This is a genomic window from Halomonas sp. KM007 (assembly GCF_050709225.1).
GTDB lineage: Bacteria > Pseudomonadota > Gammaproteobacteria > Pseudomonadales > Halomonadaceae > Vreelandella > Vreelandella hamiltonii.
Genome location: NZ_CP136131.1, coordinates 1423380 through 1449284, shown reverse-complemented (window position 1 = coordinate 1449284; position 25905 = coordinate 1423380). Strand labels below are relative to the sequence as shown.

The window sequence follows — 25905 nt, the reverse complement described above, 5'->3', positions numbered from 1 at the left end:
GTTTTGATAGGTCAGGAATGTGAGGACATAGCATGGAGCAGCAGGAATCGCCGCGTTGGTGGGCGGTGGTGGCCGTGATGATCGGCATTTTTTTGTTGGTGACCGCAGAGCAACTACCCATCGGTTTGCTCTCTCAGGTGGCAGAATCGATGGGCGTGACCCCAGGTATGGCAGGGTTGATGGTGACGGTGCCCGGCGTCGTGGCGGCGTTTTCAGCGCCGCTGCTACCGGTGGCGGTAGGGCGTCTCGATCGCCGTATCATGCTGACGCTGATGATGGCAGTGATGGTGCTGGGCAGCGTGCTCTCCGCCATGGCCAGCAACTTTGCCCTACTGTTGGCGGCGCGAGTGTTGGTGGGGATCAGTATCGGCGGTTTTTGGGCCATTGCGGGCAGTATTGCGCCACGTCTGGTGCCTAGCGATCAGGTGTCGCGGGCCATGACCATCATTTTTGGCGGCGTGGCGGCGGCCTCGGTGCTCGGCGTACCGTTGGGCACGCTGCTGGGTGATATCAGTAACTGGCGCGTGGCCTTTGGTGCCTTGGGGGGCTTGAGTTTGCTCACGGCGTTGGCGCTTTGGCGCTGGCTACCGCCACTGCCGCCCCGAGAGCCGGTGCGGCTTCGGGTGCTGGCGCAACAGCTAAAGAATCGTGGCGTGCGGGTAGCCGTGTTGACCACGGGGTTTGTTGTGGTGGGTCACTTTGCGGCCTACACCTTCATTAGTCCCATTTTGCAAGAGATCAGCGGGGTCGCGCAGCGCCATGTCGGAAGCCTGCTGCTGCTGTACGGTGCGTCGGGGATTTTGGGCAATATCGTTGCAGGAATGTTTGCTGGCCGTCACCCGTACCGTGCGGTGCTCGCGATTCCCAGCCTACTGCTGGTAGTCGTGGCGATCTTCCCGGTGGTAGGCGTAGAGCCGACCAGTGGCGTGCTGCTGTTAATGCTGTGGGGTGCTGTATTTGGCAGCGTATCAGTGAGTATTCAGACATGGATACTACGCACGGCGCCCAATACGGAAGCCGCCACGGCGTTAATGGCGTTCGTGTTCAACATGTCGATTGGCCTGGGGGCCATGGTCGGGGGGCAAGTGGTCGATGGCACCAGCCTACCGGTGGCGATGTGGGTTGCCTCGGGGCTGTTCCTGCTGGGGATGCTATTGGTATGGCGCACACCCTCGCGCATTGTGGGGGAGAAGCGTCGCTAATGGCTTGGCAAGACCAGTGAAAAAAATGCCCCCGCGTGGCGGGGGCACTCTCTCTACGTTCCGCTTAAGAGGTGTTACGGACGCTCAATCGCCAGTGCAACCCCTTGGCCACCGCCAATACATAGCGTCGCCAAGCCTTTTTTGGCATCGCGGGCGATCATTTCGTGGAGCAGTGTCACCAGCACGCGGCAGCCCGACGCACCAATAGGGTGACCTAGCGCGATGGCGCCGCCGTTGACGTTCACCTTCGACGTGTCCCAGCCCAGCTCTTTATTGACCGACAGCGCTTGAGCAGCGAAGGCTTCGTTGGCTTCAACGAGGTCCAGGTCATCCAAGCTCCAGCCCGCTTTTTCTAGGCAGCGACGGGTGGCGGGGGCCGGCCCGATCCCCATGATGGCCGGGTCGACGCCTGCGTTGGAGTAGGCGGCAATGCGGGCTAGGGGCTCCAGGCCAAGCTCTTTGGCTTTTTCCGCCGAGCAGAGCATAACCACGGCCGCGCCGTCGTTCAGCGACGAGGCGTTACCCGCCGTCACGGTGCCGTCTTTCTTGAACGCAGGACGCATCCCGGCCAGCTTGTCTGCCGTGACTTCACGAGGGTTTTCGTCGGTATCGAAGACCACCGGGTCGCCTTTACGCTGCGGCACCTCGACCGGGACAATCTGGCTTTTGAATTTGCCCTCTTTGATGGCGGCAGCAGCTTTTTGCTGGGAAGCGGCGGCAAATTCGTCCATGGCTTCTCGCGTGATACCGTACTTCTCTGCCAGGTTCTCGGCCGTGATGCCCATGTGGTAGTTATTGAACGCATCCCACAAGCCATCGTGCACCATGGAGTCGATAGCCTTCCAGTCGCCCATGCGCTGGCCGTTGCGCGAGTTCGGCAGAATATGGGGAGAGGCGGACATGTTCTCCTGACCACCGGCCAGCACGATCTCGGCATCGCCGCAGCGGATGGCTTGAGTCGCCAGGTGCAGCGCTTTGAGGCCAGAGCCACACACTTTGTTGATCGTCATGGCCGGTACGGTGTCTGGCAGGCCTGCCTTGATGGCTGCTTGGCGCGCCGGGTTTTGGCCAACGCCTGCGGTGAGCACTTGGCCCAGTAGCACTTCATCGATTTGCGCAGGAGCCACCCCAGTGGAAGCCATAATATCTTTAATCACTAGTGCGCCCAGGTCGCTGGCAGGAATACCAGCGAGTGATCCACCAAAGCTACCTACGGCGGTGCGGCGTGCCGCCACAATGACCACGTCTTGCATACGATGACTCCTTGAGTAAGTGTTGCATCGTTCCTATGGCAGATAGACGTCGCTGCCTATCCGTTGTTATTAACATCGTTATTAGCGTGTATTGACAGGCTTGGCTATCAGCATAGGGGAAGGTTGTGCATTGCGGCAATACGCTTTTTTGGCAAATAAAAACGGGCCGATCAACGGCCCATTAAATAACGCATTCTCAGGTGATTAGCTTATGCCAATTGGACCGGAATGGCGTTGCTGGTATGGCTAACGTGGTTGCCTTCTTGGAGGTACACCAGCGCAGGCTGATGGTTTTCAAGTTCGGCTTCTGAGTAGTGGGCGTAGCTGCAAATAATGATGCGGTGCCCTGGCGAGGCCAGATGCGCCGCTGCGCCGTTGATCGAGATCAAACGTGACCCCTCTTCGCCACGAATGGCATAAGTGGTGAAGCGCTCGCCGTTCTCCACGTTATAAATCTGAATCTGTTCATTTTCGCGGATACCGGCCATATCCAGCAGTTCGCCGTCGATGGCGCACGAGCCTTCGTAATTGAGAACGGCGTGGGTAACGCGGGCCATGTGCAGCTTGGCTTTGAGCATAATGGTATGCATAGAAACTCCTGGGTAAAGAGCTAGCCTGACGGGCTAGTCAGTGGCAGCGCTAGGAAGCTGCACGCTGAGATTGTCGATAAGCCGGGCTGGGCCGAGCTTGGCGGCGGCTAAGAGCACGGCATGGCGCGTGGAGGCCGCCACAGGTTTTAGGGTGGCATCCCGCAGCTCAAGATAGTCCGGCGTAAAACCGGCATCATACAGCGCGGTTTTACCCCGTTGTAGTACCTGTTCGGCGGATTCGCCTTGGGCCAGCGCATCACGTAGCTCGCACAGCGTACGGTAGAGCGTGGGCGCTATGGCGCGCTCCTGCTCGCTGAGGTAGCCATTACGTGAGGAGAGCGCCAAGCCATCGTCGGCGCGCACAATCGGCACGCCAATAATCTCGATGGGCATGTGCAGGTCGGCCACCAGCTTGCGGATCACCGCCAGCTGCTGGTAGTCCTTTTCACCAAAGCAAGCGACATCTGGCTGCACTAGGTTAAACAGCATGCTCACTACGGTGGAGACACCGTCAAAATGCCCAGGGCGTGAGCCACCGCAAAGCCCTTCGCCGACCTCGGGCACGTGAACACGGGTTTGCGCATCCAAGCCGTTGGGGTAAAGGGCGCTCACTGTCGGGGCAAACAGCAGATCACAGCCTGCTTCGGTGAGCTGGCGCTGGTCAGCTTCAAACGTGCGCGGGTAGGCGTCTAAATCTTCGCCAGGGCCAAACTGCATTGGGTTAACAAACAGACTGGAGACGACCACATCTGCATGCTGGCGGGCGGTCGCAATGAGTGCCAAATGCCCAGCGTGCAGGTTGCCCATGGTAGGCACCAGCGCAATGCGCTGGCCCTTTAGGCGATAGTCGCGCAGAGTGGCGCGTAGCTCGTTAATATCTCGCAAAGTGCGCATAGGGGATTCGCTGTCACTCACTTAAAAACAGTGTTCCAGAGCGGGAAACGTGCGGGTTTTGACCGCTTCATGGTACTGCTCAAACGCACCTTGAATAGAGTGTGCGTCCGCCATAAAGTTCTTCACAAAACGCGGTGTGCGGCCATGGGTAACGCCCAGCACGTCGTGCATTACCAGAATCTGGCCGTCGGTATCCGGGCCTGCGCCAATACCGATGACTGGGACATCGAGGGCGTCGGTAACCGCTTTGCCAAGGCTAGCGGGCACGCACTCTAATAGGATGACCGACGCTCCCGCCTCGACCAGCACTTTGGCATCATTAATGATTTTTTCTGCCTGCTCGGCCTCGCGGCCCTGCACTTTATAACCGCCCAACTGGTAAACGGTTTGCGGCGTTAAGCCTAAGTGGGCGCACACCGGTACGCCACGGCGCGTCAGTTCGCGTATGCCGTCGGCCATCCACGCCTCGCCCTCTACCTTCACCAGCTCCGCACCTGCGCGCATGAGTGCCGCGCCATCTTCCAGCAGGCGTTCGGTGGTGGCGTTGCTCATAAACGGCAGGTCGACCATTAGCAGGCTGTGGCCTTTGCCACGTGCTGCACAGCGGGTGTGGTAGCAGATGTCGTCGATGGTCACAGGGAGGGTGCTGCTATGGCCTTGCAGAACCATGCCCAGGGAGTCGCCTACCAGTAGGACATCAATACCTGCCGCGCTAGCGGCATGGGCAAAGGAGGCATCGTAAGCAGTCAGGCAACTGAACGTTTCACCGGCGCGCTTATACGCCTGCAGAGTGCTCAGGGTGACGGTTTTCATGGCGTGCTCTCATTCAATCTTTATGGGGCCGATGCGGCAGGGGGGTGTGACACGCCTGCTTTGCTCGGCCATTATTATCGCAGCGTCCCTGCCTGCGCGATGTGGCGTAACCGGCAATTGTTACCTGATTGGGGGCGTGGTGTCGAGATTTGTGTCAGATGGTAGCAGTCGAGAGGGTGGCCGTGTTGGGTAAGCGGCGGATGTCGTCCAGCGGGAGGGGCGATGCCCAGTGATCGAGCGGCTGCCCATGCAAGGTGAGTGGTTGCTCCAGCGTGCCGGCAAGCTCCGCCAGTGGCACCAGTACGAAGGCGCGCAGGTGCATCTGTGCATGGGGCACGGTCAGGCGCGGCCACTGGCACTGCTGTGACCCATAGAGCAGCAGGTCCAGGTCCAGGGTGCGGGGGCCCCAGTGGCGCAAGCGCCGCCGCCGATGGCGCTGCTCGAGCGCCTGTAGCTGATCCAGCAGAGCCAGCGGCGAGAGGCGGGTTTCCAGGCAGGCTACGGCATTGATGAAGTCAGGCTGGTCCTGGGGGCCTATCGGCGAGGTGGCGTAAAGCGAAGAGTGGCCCAGCATCTGGCACAGGGGCAGCTCGGCCAGCGCCTCCAGGGCCCGAGTGAGCTGCCCCTTGGGGTCGTCCAGATTGCTGCCCAGGCCAATATAAGCGCGTACCGGGCTCACGCTTCGCCCTTGCGAGATTTACGCTTTTTCTTGCGCCGCCGGTCGCCCTGGCTTGCCGGGTCGCTGCCGACTTTTTGCAGCAGGCGCAGCTGTTCGTGCTCGTCCCCTTTTTGGAAGGCCGTCCACCAGTCGCCCAGACCACGCGGGATCTCGCCCGCCTGCTCACGGAGCAACAGCAGGTCGTAGGCTGCCCGAAAACGTGGATGCTCACGGGTCTGGAAGGCGCGCTTGCCCCGCCGCATGGGCAGGCGCGATTGCAGCTCCCAGATTTCCCGCATGGGAATACCGAAGCGCTTGGGAATCGACGTATGCTGCAACTGACGAGAAACGACCTGCTGGGCGGCGGTTTGCAGTGCGGGTACTGAAGGCATGCCCTCGCGTTCTAGCTCTGCCTGGCGATGTACCACCGGTGCCCAGAGGAACGCCGCCAGCAAAAAGGCCGGTGTGACCGGGCGGTCTTCGGCAATGCGCTTGTCGGTATTGATCAGCGCCTGCTCGATCAACTCCTCTGCCCAGGCGGCATCGGCCATGGCCTCTTCGGCTTCCGGGAAGAGCATGCCGAACAGGTTGTAGTGGCTCAGCAGGCGGAAGGTAATCAGCCCATGGCCGGACATGAACAGCTTGAGCACTTCGTCGAACAAGCGTGCCGGAGGAATGTTCAGCAGCAGCGGCGCCAGGTCGTACATTGGCGCTTCGGTGGCCGGTTCGATGGTGAAGTCGAGCTTGGCAGCAAAGCGCACCGCCCGCAGCATGCGCACCGGGTCTTCCCGATAGCGCGTGGCAGGGTCTCCGATCAGGCGCAGAGTGCGTGAATCGATGTCCTGCGCGCCGTTGGCGAAGTCGTGAATGGTGAAGTCGGCAATGTTGTAATAGAGCGCATTGACCGTGAAGTCACGCCGTAGCGCATCCTCCTCGATACTGCCCCATACGTTGTCGCGCAGCAGCAAGCCATCGTCGGACTGATGGGCAATGTGATCGCCGTGCTCGTCCTGCGGCTTGCCGCGGAAGGTAGTCACCTCGATGACCTCACGACCAAAGCGCACATGCACGATACGGAAGCGACGGCCGATCAGACGTGAGTTGCGAAACAGGTCGCGCACCTGCTCCGGCGTGGCGTTGGTGGCCACGTCGAAATCCTTGGGCATCTTGCCCAGCAGCGCATCACGAATGCAGCCACCCACCAGGTAGGCATCGTAGCCAGCACCATTGAGGCGATAGAGCACCTTCAGCGCGGCTTCACTGATTTGCTGACGAGAAACGGGGTGCTCGGAGCGCGGAATAATGCGTGGGCTGAGCGCGTTGTCAGCGCTCACTGGGGAATCGAGCAGTGATTTCAAGTGCTCTCCCGGACTATGTAATAAACGGGTAAATCCTTTAAACATGCGGCGATATCGACTCGCAGGGGTATCGATCAAGGCGTTGAGTGTATCCGACCCCCGATAGCTTGCAAAGCGCCGAGGCGGCGTTTGGATGGTAACAGGTGACAAATGCGGAAAGGGGAGGCTACATGAGCCTCCCCCTACTAAGCAGACAATCAGCATCCATGCTGCTGTTTTTATTCATGATGGCACATCGCCCTGAATACGCACCGCAGTCGGTAGGCGTAAGAACCACTCTGATTCCGACCGCCTCGTATTCAAAACAATAATCCAACCGCGAACTTTTCTCTCCCGGCGAGTTGTTATTGGCTCCGGGGGTGTACACCTATGCTGCTGTTATTGTTGTTTGGATGCAGCTTGTTGTGTACGTCGCGTCCTTTTTGGGCACTTGTAGATTGCTGTTGTTTTTGTTGTCGCATCAGGGGCTGCGCCGTGTTTGCAAACCCTGTGCTTACAAGTAGTGAGACTCAAGCCTGTTGTTCTTGTTAGTACCGTTATCTCTGCCTGGCCCTGTTGTTCTTGTTGTGGCTCAGGTCGGGGCGGCGTCATGTTGTTTTTGTTGGCGACTGCCGCGTGGCCCAGTTTGTTCTTCTTGCTGAGTAATATTGCACTCGCTGTGCCACCTATCAGATAACTTTTGGTTTTCATGAACTTGGCAATTTTCAGGCGGGTCGGGGAACTTATCCGCACAGGAAGTGTTACCCCGAAATTACCCTTTTTGCCGAGTCGTTGTGTGGGAAGGTAACAGTGAAGGGGTAACGGTTTTTGGGTAATTCTTATGCAAATCAATCTATTGGACGTTAGTCTTATTATCGACTTAAGTTTATCGGCGTGTCGTTTTTTTACGGGGAATCCCTAGCCGTTGACGCCTTTCCCAGAGGTTCTTGCGGCTGATGCCCAGCTTCTGTGCCAGCTCCGTTTCGCTCATCTGGTCCTGATGCTCCAGCACGAAGTGCTGAAAATAGTCCTCCAGAGAGAGGTCGTCCTCGTTGGGTTCCGGTTCACCGTCGCTGGCAGGAGCCGTGGGTGTGACGCTGGCGGTGGGGGGCGGCGCCGGGCGATTGGTCACTGGACCAAGACCCAGGTCGTCAGGGTGGATCAGATGCCCCTCGGCCAGAATGACACCGCGCTCCAGGGCATTTTCAAGCTCGCGGACGTTACCGGGCCATGGGTAGTCGCGCAGGTCCTGGCGTGCCGCCCGTGAAAGCCGCAGCCCCGGCCGCTCATGTCGCTTGCAAGCTTTCTCCAGCAGAATGTCGGCAATCTTCAGCACGTCATCCTCGCGCTCCCGCAGCGGCGGCAGCGCGATCTGCATGACGTTCAGGCGGTAGTAGAGGTCGAGCCGAAATTCGCCGCTCTTGGAGAGGGCGCGCAGGTCCCTGTGGGTGGCAGCAATCAGGCGCACATCCACGTGGCGTGTTTCGACCGAGCCAATCTTGCGGATTTCGCCCTCTTGCAGCACCCGCAAGAGCCTGGCCTGGGCGTCCAGCGGCAGTTCACCAATTTCATCCAGAAACAGCGTGCCGCCGTCCGCGGCTTCCACCAAGCCGGTGCGGGCGGCGCTGGCGCCGGTAAAGGCTCCCTTTTCATGGCCAAACAGCTCGGACTCGATCAGCGTTTCGGGGATCGCCGCGCAGTTCACGCAGATCAACGGTGCCTTGGCACGCTTGCTTTGTTGATGAATGGCGCGGGCGACCAGCTCCTTGCCGGTGCCGGACTCGCCCTGGATCAGCACGGTGACATCGGCGGGCGCCGTTTTGCGAATGCGCGTATAGACCTGCTGAATGGCGTTGCAATCACCGATCATCGTCTGCCTGTCACCGCCATCGTCGGTGATGTCCGGGGGAGTACCCTGCTGCATGGATTGCTTGTGCAGAATGCGCTCGACGGTTTCCAGCAGTTCGGTATGGTCAAAGGGCTTGGCCACGTAATCCACGGCGCCCTGCTTCAAGGCATCCACCGCCGAGCGCATGCTGGCATAGCTGGTCATGATGAGCACTGGGGCCGGGGCGGCCAGGGCGATCAGCGTCGTGCCCGGCTCCCCCGGCAGGCGCAGATCGCTGATCACCAGATCGAAGTCGCTGGGGGGGAGCTCGCGGGCTTCCTCGACGCTGGCGGCCTCGCTGACGCGATAGTCATGACGCTCCAGCAGGCGCTTGAGGGCGCTGCGAATAATCGCTTCATCTTCAACAATCAGTATCCGGGGCATGGGGCAAGTGATCATCCTGTCGGTAAAGCGGGAGCCATAGCGTGATGGCCGTGCCGCGAGGCTGTCCGGGAGGTGGCGAAGCCACTTCTATGTTGCCTTGGTGCTCATTGATGATTTGATACGCCAACGATAACCCAAGCCCGGTACCTTCGCCTGCCGGCTTCGTGGTGGTGAACGGTTCGAACAGCCGGTGTTTGACGCTGTCGTCGATGCCGTGACCGTCGTCGGTCACTCGCCACCAGGCGTGGTTGGCCTGGTGGCCAGCCTCGATCACCACGCTGCCTTGCGGGGCACAGGCATCCTTGGCATTGCTCAGCAGGTTGACCATCACCTGGGTCAGTCGCTGGGCGTCACCACGCACCACAATGTCATCCGCGCACGCATTGGTAAAGCGCACATCCTCCCCTGAGCGGGCCAGGTGGATCAAGTGCAAGGCATCGTCGCTGACGCTGGCCAGGGCGACCGGGGCGGCGGGCTGAGGCAGGGCCGCTCGGCCGCCATGGGCAAAGCCGACCAGCGAGTTGACGATGCGGGTTACGCGCTGGGTCAGCTGTTGGATCTGGTCGGCGGTTTCCAGCAGTGCTGGGTCTTCGGTGTCGTAGCGCAGGTTTTGGGCCAGCGATGAGATGCCGGTAATCGGATTGCCGATTTCATGGGCCACGCCGGCGGCCAGTTGGCCAATCGAGGCCAGCCGCGCGGCGTGCACGAGTTCCTCTTCCAGCCACTTCATTTCGGTGTGGTCTTCGACCAGCACCACGCTGCCGCCACGGCTGTCATGGCCACTCAGAACCGCTTTATGCAGGGTGAGAAAGTAATCCCTGCCGTGCAGCGAGACGGCCTGTTTGTAAAGCGGGGTCTGGTCTGCTTCCAGTACGCTGCCCAGTAGTTCCGGCCAGGGTGCGGGCAGGCTGTCGCGGCGTGAGCCGATCACGCTGTCCCCACTGATACCCGAGAGCTGCGACAGCGCCTGATTCCACATCAGGAGTTCGTCGTCGTCACCCAGTACGCAAAGCCCGACGGGGAGATACGCCAGCGTCTGGCGGTGGTGGCGGCGCAGACCGTCCAGTTCGCGGGCCAGCCCGGTCAGCCGTGAACGATAGGCTTCCAGGCGGCTTTCGACGAAGTGAATGTCGTCGGTGACCGGCGCATCGTCGTGGCGATAGGGCAGGTAGCGGTCCACGATGTCGCGCGCCACCGAAGGCCCCATGAGCCCGGACAAGTTGGCCTGGATACGATCACGCAGGCGGCGCAGTGCGTAGGGGCGGCGCTCCTGGAGTGTCAGGTTGAGCGCCTTCAGGGCGCGACTGACCTCACGGCCAGCGGCTTCCTCGCCCAGCGCCTGGGCCAGGTGCGCGGTGAAATCACCGGCGGTGGCGGCCTCCAGCGGCAGGCGCTTGGAACGGATGACCGCGTCCACCGAGCAGGCCTCGGCAGACGAGCTTTCGCCTTCGGACATGCGCGTGAACAGCGATACCACCATCAGCAGAACGATATTGATGGCCAGCGAGACCAGCGTGACGCTGAACCAGGCAGGGTCATCGGCGCTCATCAGCGGAGTGAAGGGCAGGGCGGGCAGCGGGGTGTTGAGCAGCAGGGGCAGCCAAAGCCCCCACAGCCAGATGACGATACCGCCGACCAATCCCGCCAGGGTGCCCTTGCGATTGGCGCCGGGCCAGTAGAGCAGTGCCAGCATGCCCGGCAGGCACTGGGCCATGCCCACGAAGGCGGCCAGCCCCAGGCTGGTGAGGGAGTGATAGCGGCCCAGGCTTTCGGCGAACAGCCAGCCACCGGCAATCACCGCGACCACCAGCGCGCGACGTAGCCACAGCAGCCAGCCATAGAGGTCGCTGCGTGCTTCCGGCGGCCGGGCTACGAGCACCAGGTGATTCAGCACCATGCCCGACAGCGCCAGCGCAATCATCATCATGGTGCCGCTGGCTGCGGCCAGGCCGCCGATGAAGGCCAGCGCACCGACCCACCAGTGCTCGGTCATCAGATAGGCGGCGTAGGCCGCGACGGGAACGTCGGGCTGGGTCGATTGGGCTGCCCATAAGATCAGCGGGACGGGCAGCGCCATCAGCAGCAGGAACAGCGGCAGTGACCAGCTGGCCTGAAGCAGGGTGTGCCGTGAGAGGCTTTCGGCGAAGGTGATCTGAAACAGGTGCGGCATCAGGAAGGCGGCGGCAAAAAACAGCAGCAGCAGGGTTCTCCATTGGGGCGCGTCCAGCTGCGGGGTAGCGGCCTGCACGGCGGCCCCCGGGCCTTCCAGCCAGCGCTGCAGGTCCAGGGGGCCATCGAACACCCACCACAGCGCAATCACGCCAAGTCCCAGCATGGCCAGCAGCTTGATCACCGATTCGAAGGCAATCACGGTCAGCAGCGTATCGTGGCGCTGGCGGTGGCTGTGGCGGGCGCCAAACCGCACCGCGCAGGCAGCGATAGTGGCACAGAGCAGCAGCGTGACGGCCCCGCTGTAATGGCTGCCCGAGAGCAGCGCAATGGTGTCGCTGAGAGTCTGTACCTGAATGCCCAGCAAGGGCAGGACGGCCGCCAGGCTCAGCAGCGTGACCAGCGTACCGGCCCAGCGTGACCGATAGCGGAACGCAAACAGGTCGGCCAGAGAGGAGAGCTGGTAAGTGCGGGTGATACGCTGGATGGGCACCAGCAGTACCGGTGCCAGCAAGAAGGCACCGGCCGCGCCCAGGTAGTAGGCCAGGTAGCCGAAACCGGCCTTGGAAGCCATCTCGACGCTGCCGTAGACCGCCCAGGCGCTGGCATAGACCCCTAGCGCCAGGGTGTAGACCATGGGGTGACGAGTGACCCGAATAGGTACCCAGCCGCGCTCGACGGCCATGCCGCAGGCCAGCAGCAGGCCAAGATAGCCCAGGCCCAGCAGGGCAACCCCCGCTAGCTCAACGCTCATCCAGCTTCCTCTTCTGTTCGAGCCAAAGGGTCAGGGCGATCAGGCCACCCCAGATGGCGAAAGGGCGATACCAGGCCGTGTCCGGGTCGCCCCAGCCGTTCATGAACAGAGGCGACAGCAGATAGCCGCCAAACACCAGAAACAGCATGATGCGGTAAACGTACATGTCAGGGCTCCTCGGGCGTGGGCCGGTAGGCGTGGGGCGTCAGGCGCTTGGGCGACCAGTGGGCAATGGCCCACTGCAGTTGAGTGTCGACGGGCTCGCTTGCCAGGGTTGCCGGGGGCGCCTGGTCGAGCAGCGTGAGCGCCTGGTGCAGCTGGCGGCGCACGGCGTCTGGTGCCTCGGCCAGCGGCGGGGCCAGGTTCTGCTTGGAGAGCTTCTGACCATCCGCAGATACCACCAGCGGCAGGTGCAGGTAGCGCGGCGTGGCATAGCCCAGTGCCGCTTGCAGCTGGCGCTGCCAGGGGGTGTTGTCGAGCAGGTCGTAGCCGCGCACGATATCGGTGATGGCCTGGTCTGCATCATCGACCACGACCGCCAGCTGATAGGCCCACAAGGTATCCTTACGCTTGAGCACCACGTCGCCCAGCGTCGCCGGGTCGAACTGCTGGCGACCAAACAGGCGGTCCTGCCAGACGACAGGGCGCTGGCCGAGGTCGCTGCGCAGCCGCCAGGCAATAGGTTTGGTCGCGTCGCGCACGCCGTCTCGGCACCAGCCAGGATAGACGTCGAAATCCTGCCACTGCTTTCTCGAACAGCTGCAGGGGTAGGCGAGGCGCTGGGTGATCAGCTCCTCCAGCGCCCGCTGATAGGCGTCTGAGCGGGTGTGCTGCCAGCAGACCGCTTCGTCCCAATACAAGCCGAACCTTTCCAGCTGCTGCAGGATAGTGCGGTCGGCGCCGTCTGGGCAGCGTGGCGGGTCGATGTCTTCTATGCGCACCAGCCATTGGCCACCGGCGGCACGGGCGTCCAGATAGCTACCCAGGGCGGCCACCAGTGAGCCAAGATGCAAAGGGCCGGAGGGCGTAGGGGCAAAACGCCCGCGATAGGAAGCGGTAGCGGTCATGGCAACCCGTTTCTGGCAATCAAAGAGCACAAGTATGGAAAGACACAAGATGACAAACAAAAACGGGCACCTCAAGGGTGCCCGTCAGCGGCCGTCACTCATGTTGCGGTGGCCGCGGTGTCAACCGCCCAGCTGCTTCTCTTTCAGCTCGGCCAGCGTTTTGCAGTCGACGCACAGCGTGGCCGTCGGGCGTGCTTCGAGGCGGCGAATACCGATCTCGACCCCGCAGGCCTCGCAGAAGCCATAGTCGTCTTCATCGATCTTTTCGATGGTTTCGTTGATCTTTTTCAGCAACTTGCGCTCACGATCCCGAGTACGCAATTCCAGGCTGAAGCCTTCTTCCTGGGTCGCGCGGTCGGCGGGGTCGGCGTAGTTATTGGCGTCTTCCTGCAGGTGGCGTACGGTACGATCCACCTCTTCCATGAGGTCCTGTTTCCAGTCCAGAAGCAGCTGGCGGAAGTGCGCGAGCTGCTTCTCGTTCATATACTCTTCACCCGGTGCCGGCTCGTACGGGATGAAGGACTTGGACGCTTCCGATTTCTTTTCCGCTACTGGCATGGGAGTGCCCCTTACGTTATGACTACTGAACGTTGTGACTGCTGATCGACCATGTGCGTGTGTCACGATCGCACGCCAAAGGGGTGCTTGTTTAGCTGAAAATTAGCTGCGATGCAAGCATAATAGTGCGTTTTCGACCATGGTCCTACATCTTGTACGCCATGGGTCATGTTTTGACTACTGCTAGGAAAAGGAACCGTTATGGCCTGGAATACGCGTGTGGAACACGTCGCACCTTTTCGCGTGATGCACTTATTGGAAATGGCGCAGGCGCGTGAGGCGGCGGGTCATGATGTCATCCACCTGGAGGTAGGAGAACCCGATTTTGCCACGCCAGCCCCCATCGTGGCGGCAGGGCAGCAGGCGCTGGCGGAAGGCCGTACACGCTATACACCGGCGGCGGGGCTGGCCTCACCTCACTGCGTGAAGCGATTGCCGACCATTATGCCCAGCACTTTGGGGCAACGGTGGACCCGGCGCGGATTCTGGTGACCCCCGGCGCGTCCGGTGCCCTGCTGCTGGCCAGCCAGCTGCTGGTGGAAAGCGGTCAGCGCGTGCTGATGGCCGACCCCAATTACCCGTGCAATCGCCACTTCATGGCGCTGGCCGGTGCCCAGATCGACAGCGTACCGGTGGGCCGTGACAGCGGCTGGCAGCTGACCGCACCGCTGGTCGAACGTCACTGGCAGCCCGATACGCGGCTGGCGATGCTGGCCACGCCTTCCAACCCCACCGGGCATACGCTCGGCGCTACCGCACTAAGGGAGGTCATGCAGACGGTGGCCGCCAAGGGAGGCGATCTCATCGTCGACGAAATCTATCAGGGGTTGAATTACGACGATGCCCCGCTGTCGGCTCTGTCGCTGTCGGAGAATGCGTTTGTGGTGAACAGCTTTTCCAAGTACTTCGGCATGACGGGCTGGCGGCTGGGGTGGCTGGTGGCGCCCGAGCAGGCGGTCGAGCCACTCACGCGGCTGGCGCAGAACGTGTTTCTGGCTGCGCCGACGCCCTCACAGTACGCGGCGCTGGCGGCCTTCACGCCGGAGTGTCGCGATATTCTCGAAACCCGTCGGGCCACCCTCAAGCAGCGGCGTCAGGTGTTGCTGGATGGCCTGGCGGCGTTGGGGCTGGCGCCGGACCTGCCACCCCAGGGGGCGTTTTATGTATGGTTGGATATTTCTCGCTACAGCCGCGACAGCCAGGCCTTTTGCGAACGCCTGCTGCTAGAGGAGAACGTGGCCATCACTCCGGGGATCGACTTTGCCGTCCAGGGCGGAGAGCACCATGTGCGAATCGCGTTCACCAATGAAGTGCCCAGGCTTCAGGAAGCCATGGAGCGCCTGGCCCGCTTCGTAGGTCGCTTATGATGCACTACCCCACGCTGGTGCCGGGTACGCTGCTGCGCCGCTACAAGCGTTTTCTGGCCGATGTGCGGCTGGACAGCGGCGAAGAGGTGGTGGCGCACTGCCCCAATACCGGTTCAATGAAGGCGGTCAACGTGCCGGGGGCTCGGGTATGGCTATCGCCCAGCGACAACCCCAAACGCAAGCTGGCCTGGACCTGGGAGTGGATTGCGCTGCCCCAGCCGGACGGCACGCTGGCGCTGGCCTCGGTGCACACCGGGCGGGCCAATCGGTTGGTCGAGTCGGCCATACAGGCGGGAGACATCCCCCCTCTGGCAGGCTACGCCACGCTGAAGCGTGAGGTGAAAGTAGCCGATGCGCGGCTCGATTTTCGCCTCGACGACCCGGTGAAGGGGACGGCCTATGTCGAGGTCAAGCAGGTAACGCTCAAGGAGGACGATGGCCACGGCTATTTCCCGGATTCGGTCAGTGAGCGTGGCACGCGGCACTTGCACCACCTGACGGCGCTGGCCCAGCAGGGCAAGCGGGCGGTGCTGCTGTTTTGCGTCGCTCATGAAGGGATCGAGGACGTGGCTCCAGCGGCCCACATCGACCCCGTTTACGCGACCGCGTTGGCCGAGGCCATGGCGGCGGGCGTCGATGTGCTGGCCTACGGCATTCGTCTCGAGTGGCGCGACGCAGCGCCGTTCACTGCACGTTTGAACCGGGCGCTGACGTTGCGGGCCTAACGCTCGATATAGAAACGCTGGATAAAGCTGACCGGCTGCGGGGGCGCATTGCGGTCGTGGCGCACTTCCAGGTCGAAGCGCATGGGTTCGTCATGGCGCAGGGTGAACAGCGCAATGTGGTAGGTGGCATCGCCGTCGCGGACATTGCGAAAGCCGAGAGACTCCCCGGCGTCATTCAGTCCTCCGACGCTGCCTTGGACGTTGGCCATGACCGGGCGCGTCGTGCCATCGGGCTGGCGCTGGCGCACGGCCACGTTGACCAGCCCGTGCCCGGCGCTGCGCTGGATACGGTGGGCTTGAGCGACTTCCTGGCTCAGGTGCCGCGTGGCGATGGCGCTGTAGTGAATTTCATAATCGCCCACCTCGACCCACTGTTCTGCCGTGGCCTGGGTCGACATCAGCAGCAGACCCAATAGTGTCAGCAGCGCGAGGCTGCGGCGCAGTCTTGCCATCGCCATGGCGGTTCTCCTCTACGATGGGCGGCGGCGAACCCTGAAAATGGCAATTTCGCCAAACAGATTCGGCCACCATTTGGATGTCCAGTGCCCTTTGTAGTCGCCCACGCCCACGGCGCGGTCCACGATCACCAGCCCCTTCTCGCCACAGAGATGCTCGAAGTCATTGAAGGTCGACAGGTGAATGTTGGGCGTGTCGTACCAGGCGTGGGGCAGCGACTTCGATACCGGCATGTAACCGCGCACCCCCAGGTGGACGCGGTGACGCCAGTAGGCAAAGTTGGGGAAGGTAATGATGCCTTCCTCCGCCACCCGCAGCATCTCATCGAGCATCTTGTCCGGGCGGCGCAGTGCCTGCAAGGCCTGCGTCATGATGACCTGGTCGTAGCTGTTGTCGCCGAAGCTGGCCAGGCCGTCGTCGAGGTTGTGTTCGATCACGCTGACCCCCTTGGCCACACACTGGGTGATGCCCTCCGGGTCGATCTCCAGCCCGTAACCGGAGACCTGTTTCTCGTTGGCCAGCCGCTCCAGCAGCGCGCCGTCGCCGCAGGCCAGGTCGAGGATACGGGCGCCGTGGGGCACCCAGTCATAGATCAATTCCAGATCGGTGCGCATTAACGAGCCTCCTTCTTGGCGACGGCGTCGATCTTCAGCTCGCGAGCGACGCGGCCCATGAAGGCACTGAACAGCGCGTGGTAGCGGGGTTCAGGCAGCAGGAAGGCGTCGTGGCCGTGAGGGGAGTCGATATTGGCATAGCTGACCGATTTGCCCGCCTGGGTCAGGGCATCCACCAGCTCACGGGAACGCGAGGGTGGGAAGCGCCAGTCGGTGGTGAAGCTGACGATCAGGAAAGGGCATTGGGCCGGGGCCAGCGCCTGGGCAAGGTCGCCCCCGTGGCTGGCGGCAGGGTCGAAGTAGTCCAGCGCCTTGGTCATCAGCAGATAGGTATTGGCATCGAAGGCGGTGGAGAAGGTATCGCCCTGATAACGCAGGTAGGACTCCACCTGGAACTCGACATCGAAGCCGAAATTCAGGTCGTCGCTGCGCAGGTCGCGGCCAAACTTGCTGCCCATGGCGTCTTCGGAGAGGTAAGTGATATGACCGACCATCCGCGCCAGCTTCAGGCCCCGCCTGGGCACCGTGTCGTGCTCTGCGTACCATCCATCGAAGAACTCCGGGTCGGAGCGAATGGCCTGACGAGCCACCTCGTTGAAGGCGATGTTCTGGGCCGACAGGCGTGGCGTGGCGGCAATGATGACCGCATTGGCCACCCGCTCCGGGTACGTGATGCTCCACTGCAGTACCTGCATGCCGCCCAGGCTGCCACCCACGGCCGCAGCCCAGCGCACGATGCCCAGGTGGTCGGCCAGGCGTGCCTGGCTGGCCACCCAGTCGTTGACCGTGATCACGGGGAAGTCGGGCCCCCACTGGCGGCCGGTGTCTGGGTTATGGCTGACGGGGCCGGTACTGCCGTGGCAGCCGCCCAGGTTGTTCAGCGACACCACGAAGAAACGGTCGGTGTCGATGGATTTGCCCGGGCCGATATGGGCATCCCACCAGCCGGGCTTGCGGTCCTCGGCAGAGTGGTAGCCCGCCGCATGGTGGTGGCCGGAGAGCGCGTGACAGATCAGTACCGCGTTGGAGCGCTCGGCGTTGAGCGTGCCGTAGGTTTCATAGATCAGCTCGTATTCCGGCAGCGTCTTGCCGCAGGCAAGCGGTAGCGGCGTATCAAATTTGGCAACGTGTGGTGTGACCAGACCCACGGAGTCCGCTGGCCGGTCAGCAAAAGCAAGAGTGTCTGAATCAGGCATCGAAAGCGCTAGTCCTGCAAAATGGATCCTGCTCAAAAAGACGCGACGACCAGCCTCAGAGGCCGACCAGCGCGCCCGAGATTCCCGCCGCGCGGATCAGCGCGCCAACCACCAGCCCATCGACCAGGTTGATGGCGATGAACACCACGATGGGCGACAGGTCGATCATGCCCAGCGGCGGGATGACCTTGCGCACGGGAGCCATGATGGGCTCTACCAGCTGCATGACCAGCAGCGCGCCTGGATGACTGGCATTGGGGGCCACCCAGCTCAGGATGATCATGACGATCATGGCAAAGAAGTAAATCTTCAGGATGGCATTGGCCAGGGCCGCTACCCCGGCAATCAACAGGCCGGGAATCGGCGGCATGCCCAGACCAATGACCATGAAGATGGCCACGATGCTGACGACCTTCAAGACGAACCCTGCCGCAAGGGTGGCCAGGTCGAAGCGACCTGCCACGGGGCCCAGGAAGCCCTGGAACAGCCCTACCACCGGCTGGGTGATCTTGACCACCGACTGGCTCAGGGGGTTGTAGTAATCGGCCCGTGACGCCTGCAGCAAGAAACGCAGCATCAACAGAAACAGATAGATATTGATCAGTGTGTTGACGAGCATTAGCCCCGCGCTGCCCAGTTGGCTTCCCATTGCTGCCTCTCCTTCGATCTTGGTATTGGTGTGCAAAATAAACGCTAAAGGCGTATCAGGCACGTCATCCTGTGTGTAACGCAGGCATTATGTGTGTTGGCCGAGCTCTTTGGCCATGGCATCGGCACGCTGAGCGCACGCTTGCATGGCATCGGCGATGATGGTTCTCAGTTCGGCCTCTTCCATGTGGGCAATGGCGCGTTCGGTGGTGCCGCCCGGCGACATCACGTTCTGTTTCAGCGTGGCGGGGTCTTTGTCGCTGTGCTTGGCCATGGTGGCGGCACCCAGCGCGGTCTGGATGGCCAGCCGTCGCGCCGTGGCGGCCGAAAGCCCCTGTGCCACGGCGGCTGCTTCCATGGCTTCGAACATCAGGAAGAAATAGGCCGGTGCACTGCCGGACACGGCGGTGACGGCATTCAGCAGGTGCTCTTCTTCGACCCACTCGACGATACCCACGGCTTCCATCATCTGTGTGGCCAGTTCGCGCTGGGCCTCGCTGACGGCCTGATTGGCGTAGAGGCCGCTGGCGCCCATGCCGACCAGGGAAGGCGTGTTGGGCATGCAGCGTACCAGGGCGTTACCACCCCCGAGCCACTGGTCGATGGTGTCAGCGTCCAGACCTGCCGCAATCGAGACGACCAGCGGTGCCTGCTGCTGGACGCTATCGCGCAGGGCCTCACAAACGCCGCGCATGATTTGCGGCTTGACGGCCAGGACGACCACGTCTGCGCCACTCACCGCCGCGTTGTTATCGGTATGGGTATGAATGCCCAGGCGCGAGGCCAGGGCTGAAAGCTCGCTCTCGTTGGGGGCCGTGGCGGTGATGTCGCCAGGCGCGACACCGCTGTCGATCAGGCCGCCGATAATGGCGCTGGCCATGTTGCCTGCGCCAATGAAGGTGATCTTGTTCGCCATGGGGGATCCTTTTTCGCAAATGGCTGCGACGTGCAGCAGAAAATAAGCCGTGTTCGGGTGGTTGCCGTCAACTCCGAGCGCCAAAAATGGCGGTGCCCAGCCGTACCAGCGTGGCACCTTCCAGAATCGCGGCTTCGAGGTCATCGCTCATGCCCATCGAGAGCGTATCCAGAGGGGCGTCGGGCAGGGCTGCCTGCAGCGTTTCCAGCAGCGCCCGTAGCTCAGCCAACGGTTTGCGCTGCGCTTCCTGCGTTTCCGCCAGGGCAGGAATCGCCATGAGGCCCCGCAAGGCGAGGCTGGGCAGGGGCGCGATTTCCCGGGCCAGGGCCAGCGTATCTTCCGGCAGTACCCCGGATTTGCTGGCTTCGCGACTGATATTGACCTGCAGGCAGATATTCAGCGGTGGCAGGTGGGCCGGGCGCTGTTCGCTCAGGCGCTTGGCAATCTTGAGGCGGTCGACGCTGTGCACCCAGGCAAACTGTTCGGCCACGGGCCGGGTCTTGTTGGATTGCAACGGGCCAATGAAGTGCCAGACAATGTCTTCCAGGTCGGCCAACTGCGCCTGCTTGTCCAGCGCTTCCTGCAGGTAGTTTTCGCCAAACGCCCGCTGGCCGTGCTGCCAGGCCAGGCGCACGCTGCTGGCGGGCTTGGTTTTGCTCACCGCCAGCAGCGTTGCACCGTTTGCGGGTCGCCCGGCCTGGACGAGCGCCTGGCCCAGGCGTTCGCGCGCAGCGGCCAGTGACTCGGGAAGCGCGTTGTCTGTCATACTCAAACACCTTACCGCAGCTGGGAAAAGAGAGATGGATATTACCGAACTGCTGGCATTCTCGGCAAAGCAGAATGCGTCCGACCTGCATCTTTCTGCAGGCTTGCCTCCCATGATACGTGTTGATGGCGATATCCGTCGGCTTAATGTGCCCGCCATGGAGAACAGTGACGTTCGGCGATTGATCTACGACATCATGAACGATCGTCAGCGCCGCGACTATGAAGAGCATCTGGAAACGGACTTCTCTTTCGAGGTGCCCGGCGTTGCGCGTTTCAGGGTCAATGCCTTCAACCAGGCGCGGGGGGCCGGGGCGGTGTTCCGTACCATTCCCAATGACGTGCTGTCGATGCAGACCTTGGGTATGGGTGAGGTGTTCGAGCGTCTTGCCATGCTGCCGCGGGGATTGGTGCTGGTGACAGGGCCAACGGGGTCGGGCAAGAGCACGACGCTGGCGGCCATGATCGATTACATCAATGACCACCGCTTCGAGCATATCCTGACCATCGAAGACCCGGTGGAGTTTGTGCATACCAGCAAGCGCTGCCTGATCAATCAGCGCGAGGTGCATCGTGACACCCACAGCTTTGCTGGTGCGCTGCGCAGTGCGCTGCGGGAAGACCCGGACGTGATTCTGGTGGGCGAACTGCGGGACCTGGAGACGATTCGGCTGGCGCTGACCGCCGCCGAAACCGGCCATCTGGTGTTTGGCACCCTGCATACCACGTCGGCGGCCAAGACCATCGACCGGATCATCGACGTGTTCCCCGGGGAAGAGAAGTCCATGGTGCGCTCGATGCTGTCCGAGTCGCTGCAGGCAGTCGTCTCGCAGACGCTCCTCAAGCGACAGGGGGGCGGGCGCGTGGCAGCTCACGAAATTCTGATTGCCACGGCAGCGGTGCGCAACCTGATCCGCGAAGACAAGGTGGCTCAGATCTACTCCGCCATTCAGACCGGCGGCGCGCTGGGCATGCAAACGCTGGATGCCTCCTTGACGCGGTTGGCCAAGGAGGGGGTGGTCACACTGGGCGATGCTCAGGCCCGAGCCAAGGGAACGCTGTCGGTCAAGGAGTAGCGGCGCGGTATCAGGCGGCGTAAATACCGCCCAGTACACGCGGGCCGCTGGCACCCGTCACGGAAGGCAGGTTGCTGGGGAGCCCATGCAGGCGCTGATGGGCCAGCCAGGCAAAGGCACCCGCTTCGATCCAATCTTCCGGCCAGCCCAGCGTGGCCGGTGATACCAGCGCCATGTGCGGTAGGCGAGCCGCCAGTCTCTCCATCAAATGGTCGTTATGGGCGCCTCCTCCGCAGACCAGCAGGGTCGTTTTTTGATCGCCCAGCGGCAGTTGGGCAATGCCTTGCGCGATACTGGCCACCGTGAGTTCCGCCAGCGTTGCCTGAATGTCGCAAGGCGCTTCGTGGCCGGTGAGGTGGCGCTGTAGCCAATCCAGGTGAAAGAGCTCACGACCCGTGCTGCGCGGCGGTGGCTGCTGAAAGAAGGGCTCTTGCAGCAGTCGCTCCAGCAGGGCGGTGTCCACGCGGCCACTGGCTGCCCAGGCGCCCTGTTGGTCAAATCGGCCGACATGATGCTGGCCAAACCAGGCATCCAGCAGCACATTGGCCGGCCCCGTATCGAACCCCACCACCGCCTGCCCTGGTTGGCTCGATAGCCAGGTAAGGTTGGCAAAGCCGCCCAGGTTGAGCACCAGCTGTTCACCTGCCCGTGCTCCGAACAGTGCCTGATGAAACGCCGGAGCCAGGGGTGCCGCCTGGCCTCCTGCGGCCAGGTCACGACGGCGAAAATCCGCCACGACGGCGCAGCCGGTCAGTTCTGCCAGCAGGCTCGGGTTGTCCAGTTGCCAAGTATAGCGAGGCCCGCCCTGGTGCCCCTCAGGGGCATGTTCGATGGTCTGGCCGTGGCTGCCGATGGCCGCTATCTGGTAGTGAGCGATGCCATGCTCTGCCAACAGGGTGTTGACGGCCCGTGCTTGCAAGCGGCAGAAAGCATCTTCGGCAGCGGCCAGCTCGGCAAACGTCACCGACGACGAGTGGCATAAGTGCAGCAGCTGCCCATGCAGCGCATCGGGCATGGCAACCGCCGTGGTACCGATCAGGGTCGGAGGGGTATGGGGCGTTATTTCGACGAGGGCGGCATCGATGCCGTCCAGGCTGGTGCCCGACATCAGCCCGACATACAAGGTCGGTAACGCGAGAGGTGAAGTTTTCATATCGCCATGCATCCAAAACGGGGTGAAGGCTCAACCAGTGCCTTGGGGCGTGGTAATATCGCCCGCTATCACGGTTAATCGCCTATATACGGCATATAGTACATGGAGAGAGGCAATGAGTGAGGTGGATCAGGCGTTAGCGCTGCTGTCGCGAGGTACGCATGAAATCCTGGTAGAAGACGAGCTGCGCAAGAAACTGGCGTCGGGCCGCAAGCTGCGCATCAAGGCTGGATTCGATCCTACCGCCCCCGACCTGCACCTCGGCCACAGCGTGCTGCTCACCAAAATGCGCCAGTTCCAGGACCTGGGGCACACGGTGATCTTCCTGATTGGTGACTTCACCGGTCGGATCGGTGATCCCACCGGCAAGAACGTCACCCGCAAGCCGCTGACCGAAGCCGATGTCAAAGCGAATGCGGAAACCTATAAAGAGCAGGTTTTCAAGATCCTCGATCCTGAAAAGACCGAAGTCCGTTTCAATGCGGAATGGTTCGGTGAGCTGACCGCCGCGAAGATGATCGAGCTGGCCGCCCAAAGCACCGTGGCCCGCATGCTGGAGCGTGACGACTTCGAGAAGCGTTACAAGGCCAACCAGCCCATCGCCATTCATGAATTCCTCTACCCGCTGGTGCAGGGCTACGATTCGGTTGCGCTGGAAGCCGACATCGAGCTGGGCGGTACCGACCAGAAGTTCAACTTGCTGATGGGGCGTGAAATCCAGAAGCATTTTGGCCAGGAGCCACAGGTCGTCATTACCATGCCGCTGCTGGAAGGGCTGGACGGCGTCCAGAAGATGTCCAAATCGCTGGGCAACTACGTCGGCGTGGATGAAGCGCCTGGGTCGATGTTCAACAAGCTGGTCTCCATGCCTGACAGCTTGATGTGGCGCTACTTTGAATTGCTCTCGTTGAAAACCAACGAAGAGATCGCCGCGCTGAAGCTCAGCGTGGAGCAGGGTGCCAATCCTCGGGATGTGAAGATGGAGCTGGCGCGTGAGCTCATCGCCCGTTACCACGGTGATGAAGCAGCCGCGAATGCGCACAAGTCGGCGGGCAACCAGCTGGCCGAGGGTGAGCTGCCGGAAGACCTGCCGGAAGTGACGGTGGATTTCGAAGGCAGCGAGCAAGCGCCCATCGCCGCTGTTCTGAATCGCTCCGGCCTGACAAAGAACAGCGCCCAGGCCAAGGACATGCTGAAAAATGGCAGCGTCAAGGTCGATGGCGAGGTCGTTGCTCAAGATGCCATGCTGGCCACCGGTAAGGTGTGCGTCATCCAGGCAGGCAAGAAACGTTACGCCCGTGTGACGCTTGCTTGAACTTTTTGAAAACTTTTTCAAAATAGCCCTTGCCAACCCGGCAGCGAATCCGTAAAGTACGCATCCGCTGCCGGGGACGCCAAGCGTTACCAGCGGTGAAGAAGGTTGAAAAACCTTCGGTTTGTCAGGAAGTTAGCGTCATCTGTTGGTTGGATTGATCGCTCACTTCATGCGCTGAAAACAGCCCTTGACAAACACCACGGAATGCGTAGAATACGCCTTCCTCGCTGAGGCAACACGGTTCAGGTCACCGAGCCTGCCGCAGCGAACTTAAGAAAGTTGCTCTTTAACAATTTGATCAGGTAATTCATGTGGGCGCTTGCCGATGAGGGTGAATCATCACCTAATATCAAGGCAAGCGAACACCAAGATACTCTTCGGAGTATCGCAGTGAATTCGTTTGAACCTTGAGCCAAGTTTGATCCGCTTTTGTTGCCTTCGGGCAGCGAGTAAGGATCGCATTGATCTTAAACTGAAGAGTTTGATCATGGCTCAGATTGAACGCTGGCGGCAGGCCTAACACATGCAAGTCGAGCGGTAACAGGGGTAGCTTGCTACCCGCTGACGAGCGGCGGACGGGTGAGTAATGCATAGGAATCTGCCCGATAGTGGGGGATAACCTGGGGAAACCCAGGCTAATACCGCATACGTCCTACGGGAGAAAGGGGGCTTCGGCTCCCGCTATCGGATGAGCCTATGTCGGATTAGCTAGTTGGTGAGGTAAAGGCTCACCAAGGCGACGATCCGTAGCTGGTCTGAGAGGATGATCAGCCACATCGGGACTGAGACACGGCCCGAACTCCTACGGGAGGCAGCAGTGGGGAATATTGGACAATGGGGGGAACCCTGATCCAGCCATGCCGCGTGTGTGAAGAAGGCCCTCGGGTTGTAAAGCACTTTCAGTGAGGAAGAACGCCTGGTGGTTAATACCCATCAGGAAAGACATCACTCACAGAAGAAGCACCGGCTAACTCCGTGCCAGCAGCCGCGGTAATACGGAGGGTGCGAGCGTTAATCGGAATTACTGGGCGTAAAGCGCGCGTAGGTGGCTTGATAAGCCGGTTGTGAAAGCCCCGGGCTCAACCTGGGAACGGCATCCGGAACTGTCAAGCTAGAGTGCAGGAGAGGAAGGTAGAATTCCCGGTGTAGCGGTGAAATGCGTAGAGATCGGGAGGAATACCAGTGGCGAAGGCGGCCTTCTGGACTGACACTGACACTGAGGTGCGAAAGCGTGGGTAGCAAACAGGATTAGATACCCTGGTAGTCCACGCCGTAAACGATGTCGACCAGCCGTTGGGTGCCTAGCGCACTTTGTGGCGAAGTTAACGCGATAAGTCGACCGCCTGGGGAGTACGGCCGCAAGGTTAAAACTCAAATGAATTGACGGGGGCCCGCACAAGCGGTGGAGCATGTGGTTTAATTCGATGCAACGCGAAGAACCTTACCTACTCTTGACATCCTGCGAATTTGGTAGAGATACCTTAGTGCCTTCGGGAACGCAGAGACAGGTGCTGCATGGCTGTCGTCAGCTCGTGTTGTGAAATGTTGGGTTAAGTCCCGTAACGAGCGCAACCCTTGTCCTTATTTGCCAGCGCGTAATGGCGGGAACTCTAAGGAGACTGCCGGTGACAAACCGGAGGAAGGTGGGGACGACGTCAAGTCATCATGGCCCTTACGAGTAGGGCTACACACGTGCTACAATGGTCGGTACAAAGGGTTGCCAACTCGCGAGAGTGAGCCAATCCCGAAAAGCCGATCTCAGTCCGGATCGGAGTCTGCAACTCGACTCCGTGAAGTCGGAATCGCTAGTAATCGTGGATCAGAATGCCACGGTGAATACGTTCCCGGGCCTTGTACACACCGCCCGTCACACCATGGGAGTGGACTGCACCAGAAGTGGTTAGGCTAACGCAAGAGGGCGATCACCACGGTGTGGTTCATGACTGGGGTGAAGTCGTAACAAGGTAGCCGTAGGGGAACCTGCGGCTGGATCACCTCCTTAAACGATGTCTTCCCCTCGCGACAAGCGCTCACAATGAATTACCTGATCAGAATGCTGTTGATGCGCAGTGATAAGCGTTTTCTTCACATTAAAAAAAGAAAAAAG

General features: G+C 61.2%; 22 protein-coding genes, 1 rRNA gene and 1 pseudogene. 6 read left to right on the top strand and 18 right to left on the bottom strand.

What is annotated here, in order from left to right; genetic code table 11:
- Positions 1-32 precede the first annotated feature (32 nt).
- Positions 33-1202, top strand: a complete 1170-nt coding sequence (locus RVM27_RS06720; RefSeq protein WP_058578291.1) for an MFS transporter — start codon at positions 33-35, stop codon at positions 1200-1202.
- A 74-nt stretch (positions 1203-1276) separates the two neighbouring features.
- On the opposite strand, the gene RVM27_RS06715 is transcribed toward RVM27_RS06720, so the two are convergent.
- From RVM27_RS06715 to dksA, 11 genes are all read right to left on the bottom strand, one after another.
- Positions 1277-2455, bottom strand: a complete 1179-nt coding sequence (locus RVM27_RS06715) for an acetyl-CoA C-acetyltransferase (RefSeq protein ID WP_044629480.1) — start codon at positions 2453-2455, stop codon at positions 1277-1279.
- Between the two features lie 209 nt (positions 2456-2664).
- Positions 2665-3045, bottom strand: a complete 381-nt coding sequence (gene panD, locus RVM27_RS06710; protein ID WP_009723730.1) for an aspartate 1-decarboxylase — start codon at positions 3043-3045, stop codon at positions 2665-2667.
- 33 nt (positions 3046-3078) lie between these two features.
- Positions 3079-3939, bottom strand: a complete 861-nt coding sequence (gene panC, locus RVM27_RS06705) for a pantoate--beta-alanine ligase (RefSeq protein WP_137094227.1) — start codon at positions 3937-3939, stop codon at positions 3079-3081.
- A gap of 21 nt (positions 3940-3960) precedes the next feature.
- Positions 3961-4752: a 3-methyl-2-oxobutanoate hydroxymethyltransferase gene (panB, locus tag RVM27_RS06700; protein WP_062360564.1), complete on the bottom strand. Its 792-nt coding sequence runs from the start codon at positions 4750-4752 to the stop codon at positions 3961-3963.
- Between the two features lie 154 nt (positions 4753-4906).
- Positions 4907-5431 carry a 2-amino-4-hydroxy-6-hydroxymethyldihydropteridine diphosphokinase gene (gene folK, locus RVM27_RS06695; RefSeq protein WP_498957627.1) on the bottom strand — a complete coding sequence of 175 codons (525 nt, stop codon included), beginning with the start codon at positions 5429-5431 and terminating at the stop codon, positions 4907-4909.
- Positions 5428-6813 (bottom strand): polynucleotide adenylyltransferase PcnB, encoded by a 1386-nt coding sequence (gene pcnB, locus RVM27_RS06690; protein ID WP_287806494.1) that lies wholly within the window; start codon positions 6811-6813, stop codon positions 5428-5430. Before pcnB ends, folK begins: the two co-directional genes overlap by 4 nt.
- An 820-nt stretch (positions 6814-7633) precedes the next feature.
- Positions 7634-9019, bottom strand: coding sequence for a sigma-54-dependent transcriptional regulator (locus RVM27_RS06685; RefSeq protein ID WP_287806497.1), 1386 nt, complete (start codon positions 9017-9019; stop codon positions 7634-7636).
- Positions 8997-11942, bottom strand: a complete 2946-nt coding sequence (locus tag RVM27_RS06680) for an ATP-binding protein (RefSeq protein WP_498957626.1) — start codon at positions 11940-11942, stop codon at positions 8997-8999. Before RVM27_RS06680 ends, RVM27_RS06685 begins: the two co-directional genes overlap by 23 nt.
- Positions 11932-12108 carry a hypothetical protein gene (locus tag RVM27_RS06675; RefSeq protein WP_016915939.1) on the bottom strand — a complete coding sequence of 59 codons (177 nt, stop codon included), beginning with the start codon at positions 12106-12108 and terminating at the stop codon, positions 11932-11934. The genes RVM27_RS06680 and RVM27_RS06675 overlap by 11 nt, the downstream gene beginning before the upstream one ends.
- A 1-nt stretch (position 12109) precedes the next feature.
- Entirely contained in the window at positions 12110-13009 is a 900-nt protein-coding gene (gene gluQRS, locus RVM27_RS06670; protein WP_498957625.1) for a glutamyl-Q tRNA(Asp) synthetase, read from the bottom strand.
- Positions 13010-13129: 120 nt separating this feature from the next.
- Positions 13130-13567, bottom strand: a complete 438-nt coding sequence (gene dksA, locus RVM27_RS06665; protein ID WP_016915941.1) for an RNA polymerase-binding protein DksA — start codon at positions 13565-13567, stop codon at positions 13130-13132.
- A gap of 201 nt (positions 13568-13768) precedes the next feature.
- On the opposite strand from dksA, the pseudogene RVM27_RS06660 reads away from it, so the two are divergent.
- Together RVM27_RS06660 and sfsA are read left to right on the top strand one after the other, a co-directional pair.
- Positions 13769-14934: pseudogene (locus tag RVM27_RS06660) on the top strand (aminotransferase class I/II-fold pyridoxal phosphate-dependent enzyme).
- Positions 14931-15659 carry a DNA/RNA nuclease SfsA gene (gene sfsA, locus RVM27_RS06655; protein ID WP_287806508.1) on the top strand — a complete coding sequence of 243 codons (729 nt, stop codon included), beginning with the start codon at positions 14931-14933 and terminating at the stop codon, positions 15657-15659. Before RVM27_RS06660 ends, sfsA begins: the two are co-directional and overlap by 4 nt.
- Here the strand turns inward: sfsA and RVM27_RS06650 are convergent.
- The 6 genes from RVM27_RS06650 to RVM27_RS06625 form a co-directional block, all read right to left on the bottom strand.
- Positions 15656-16117, bottom strand: a complete 462-nt coding sequence (locus RVM27_RS06650; protein WP_287806511.1) for a DUF4426 domain-containing protein — start codon at positions 16115-16117, stop codon at positions 15656-15658. The two genes, sfsA and RVM27_RS06650, sit on opposite strands and share 4 nt — an antisense overlap.
- Positions 16118-16129: 12 nt before the next feature.
- Complete coding sequence (gene metW, locus RVM27_RS06645; RefSeq protein WP_287806512.1) at positions 16130-16729, bottom strand: methionine biosynthesis protein MetW; 600 nt, start codon at positions 16727-16729, stop codon at positions 16130-16132.
- Positions 16729-17925 (bottom strand): homoserine O-acetyltransferase, encoded by a 1197-nt coding sequence (metX, locus tag RVM27_RS06640; RefSeq protein WP_498957624.1) that lies wholly within the window; start codon positions 17923-17925, stop codon positions 16729-16731. The genes metW and metX overlap by 1 nt, the downstream gene beginning before the upstream one ends.
- 55 nt (positions 17926-17980) lie before the next feature.
- Positions 17981-18574, bottom strand: a complete 594-nt coding sequence (locus RVM27_RS06635) for a YggT family protein (protein WP_144984243.1) — start codon at positions 18572-18574, stop codon at positions 17981-17983.
- Positions 18575-18661: 87 nt separating this feature from the next.
- Positions 18662-19489 carry a pyrroline-5-carboxylate reductase gene (gene proC / locus RVM27_RS06630; protein ID WP_100732157.1) on the bottom strand — a complete coding sequence of 276 codons (828 nt, stop codon included), beginning with the start codon at positions 19487-19489 and terminating at the stop codon, positions 18662-18664.
- A 67-nt stretch (positions 19490-19556) separates the two neighbouring features.
- Positions 19557-20255: a pyridoxal phosphate-binding protein gene (locus tag RVM27_RS06625; RefSeq protein WP_498957623.1), complete on the bottom strand. Its 699-nt coding sequence runs from the start codon at positions 20253-20255 to the stop codon at positions 19557-19559.
- Between the two features lie 34 nt (positions 20256-20289).
- On the opposite strand from RVM27_RS06625, the gene RVM27_RS06620 reads away from it, so the two are divergent.
- A complete protein-coding gene (locus RVM27_RS06620; RefSeq protein ID WP_287806524.1) occupies positions 20290-21330 on the top strand; it encodes a type IV pilus twitching motility protein PilT in 1041 nt (346 codons plus the stop codon).
- Between the two features lie 10 nt (positions 21331-21340).
- Here RVM27_RS06620 and RVM27_RS06615 read toward each other — a convergent pair whose 3' ends face one another.
- A complete protein-coding gene (locus RVM27_RS06615; protein ID WP_498957621.1) occupies positions 21341-22483 on the bottom strand; it encodes an anhydro-N-acetylmuramic acid kinase in 1143 nt (380 codons plus the stop codon).
- Between the two features lie 115 nt (positions 22484-22598).
- On the opposite strand from RVM27_RS06615, the gene tyrS reads away from it, so the two are divergent.
- Positions 22599-23798, top strand: a complete 1200-nt coding sequence (gene tyrS / locus RVM27_RS06610) for a tyrosine--tRNA ligase (protein ID WP_498939988.1) — start codon at positions 22599-22601, stop codon at positions 23796-23798.
- A 469-nt stretch (positions 23799-24267) separates the two neighbouring features.
- Positions 24268-25800 (top strand): 16S ribosomal RNA (locus RVM27_RS06605).
- Positions 25801-25905 lie beyond the last annotated feature (105 nt).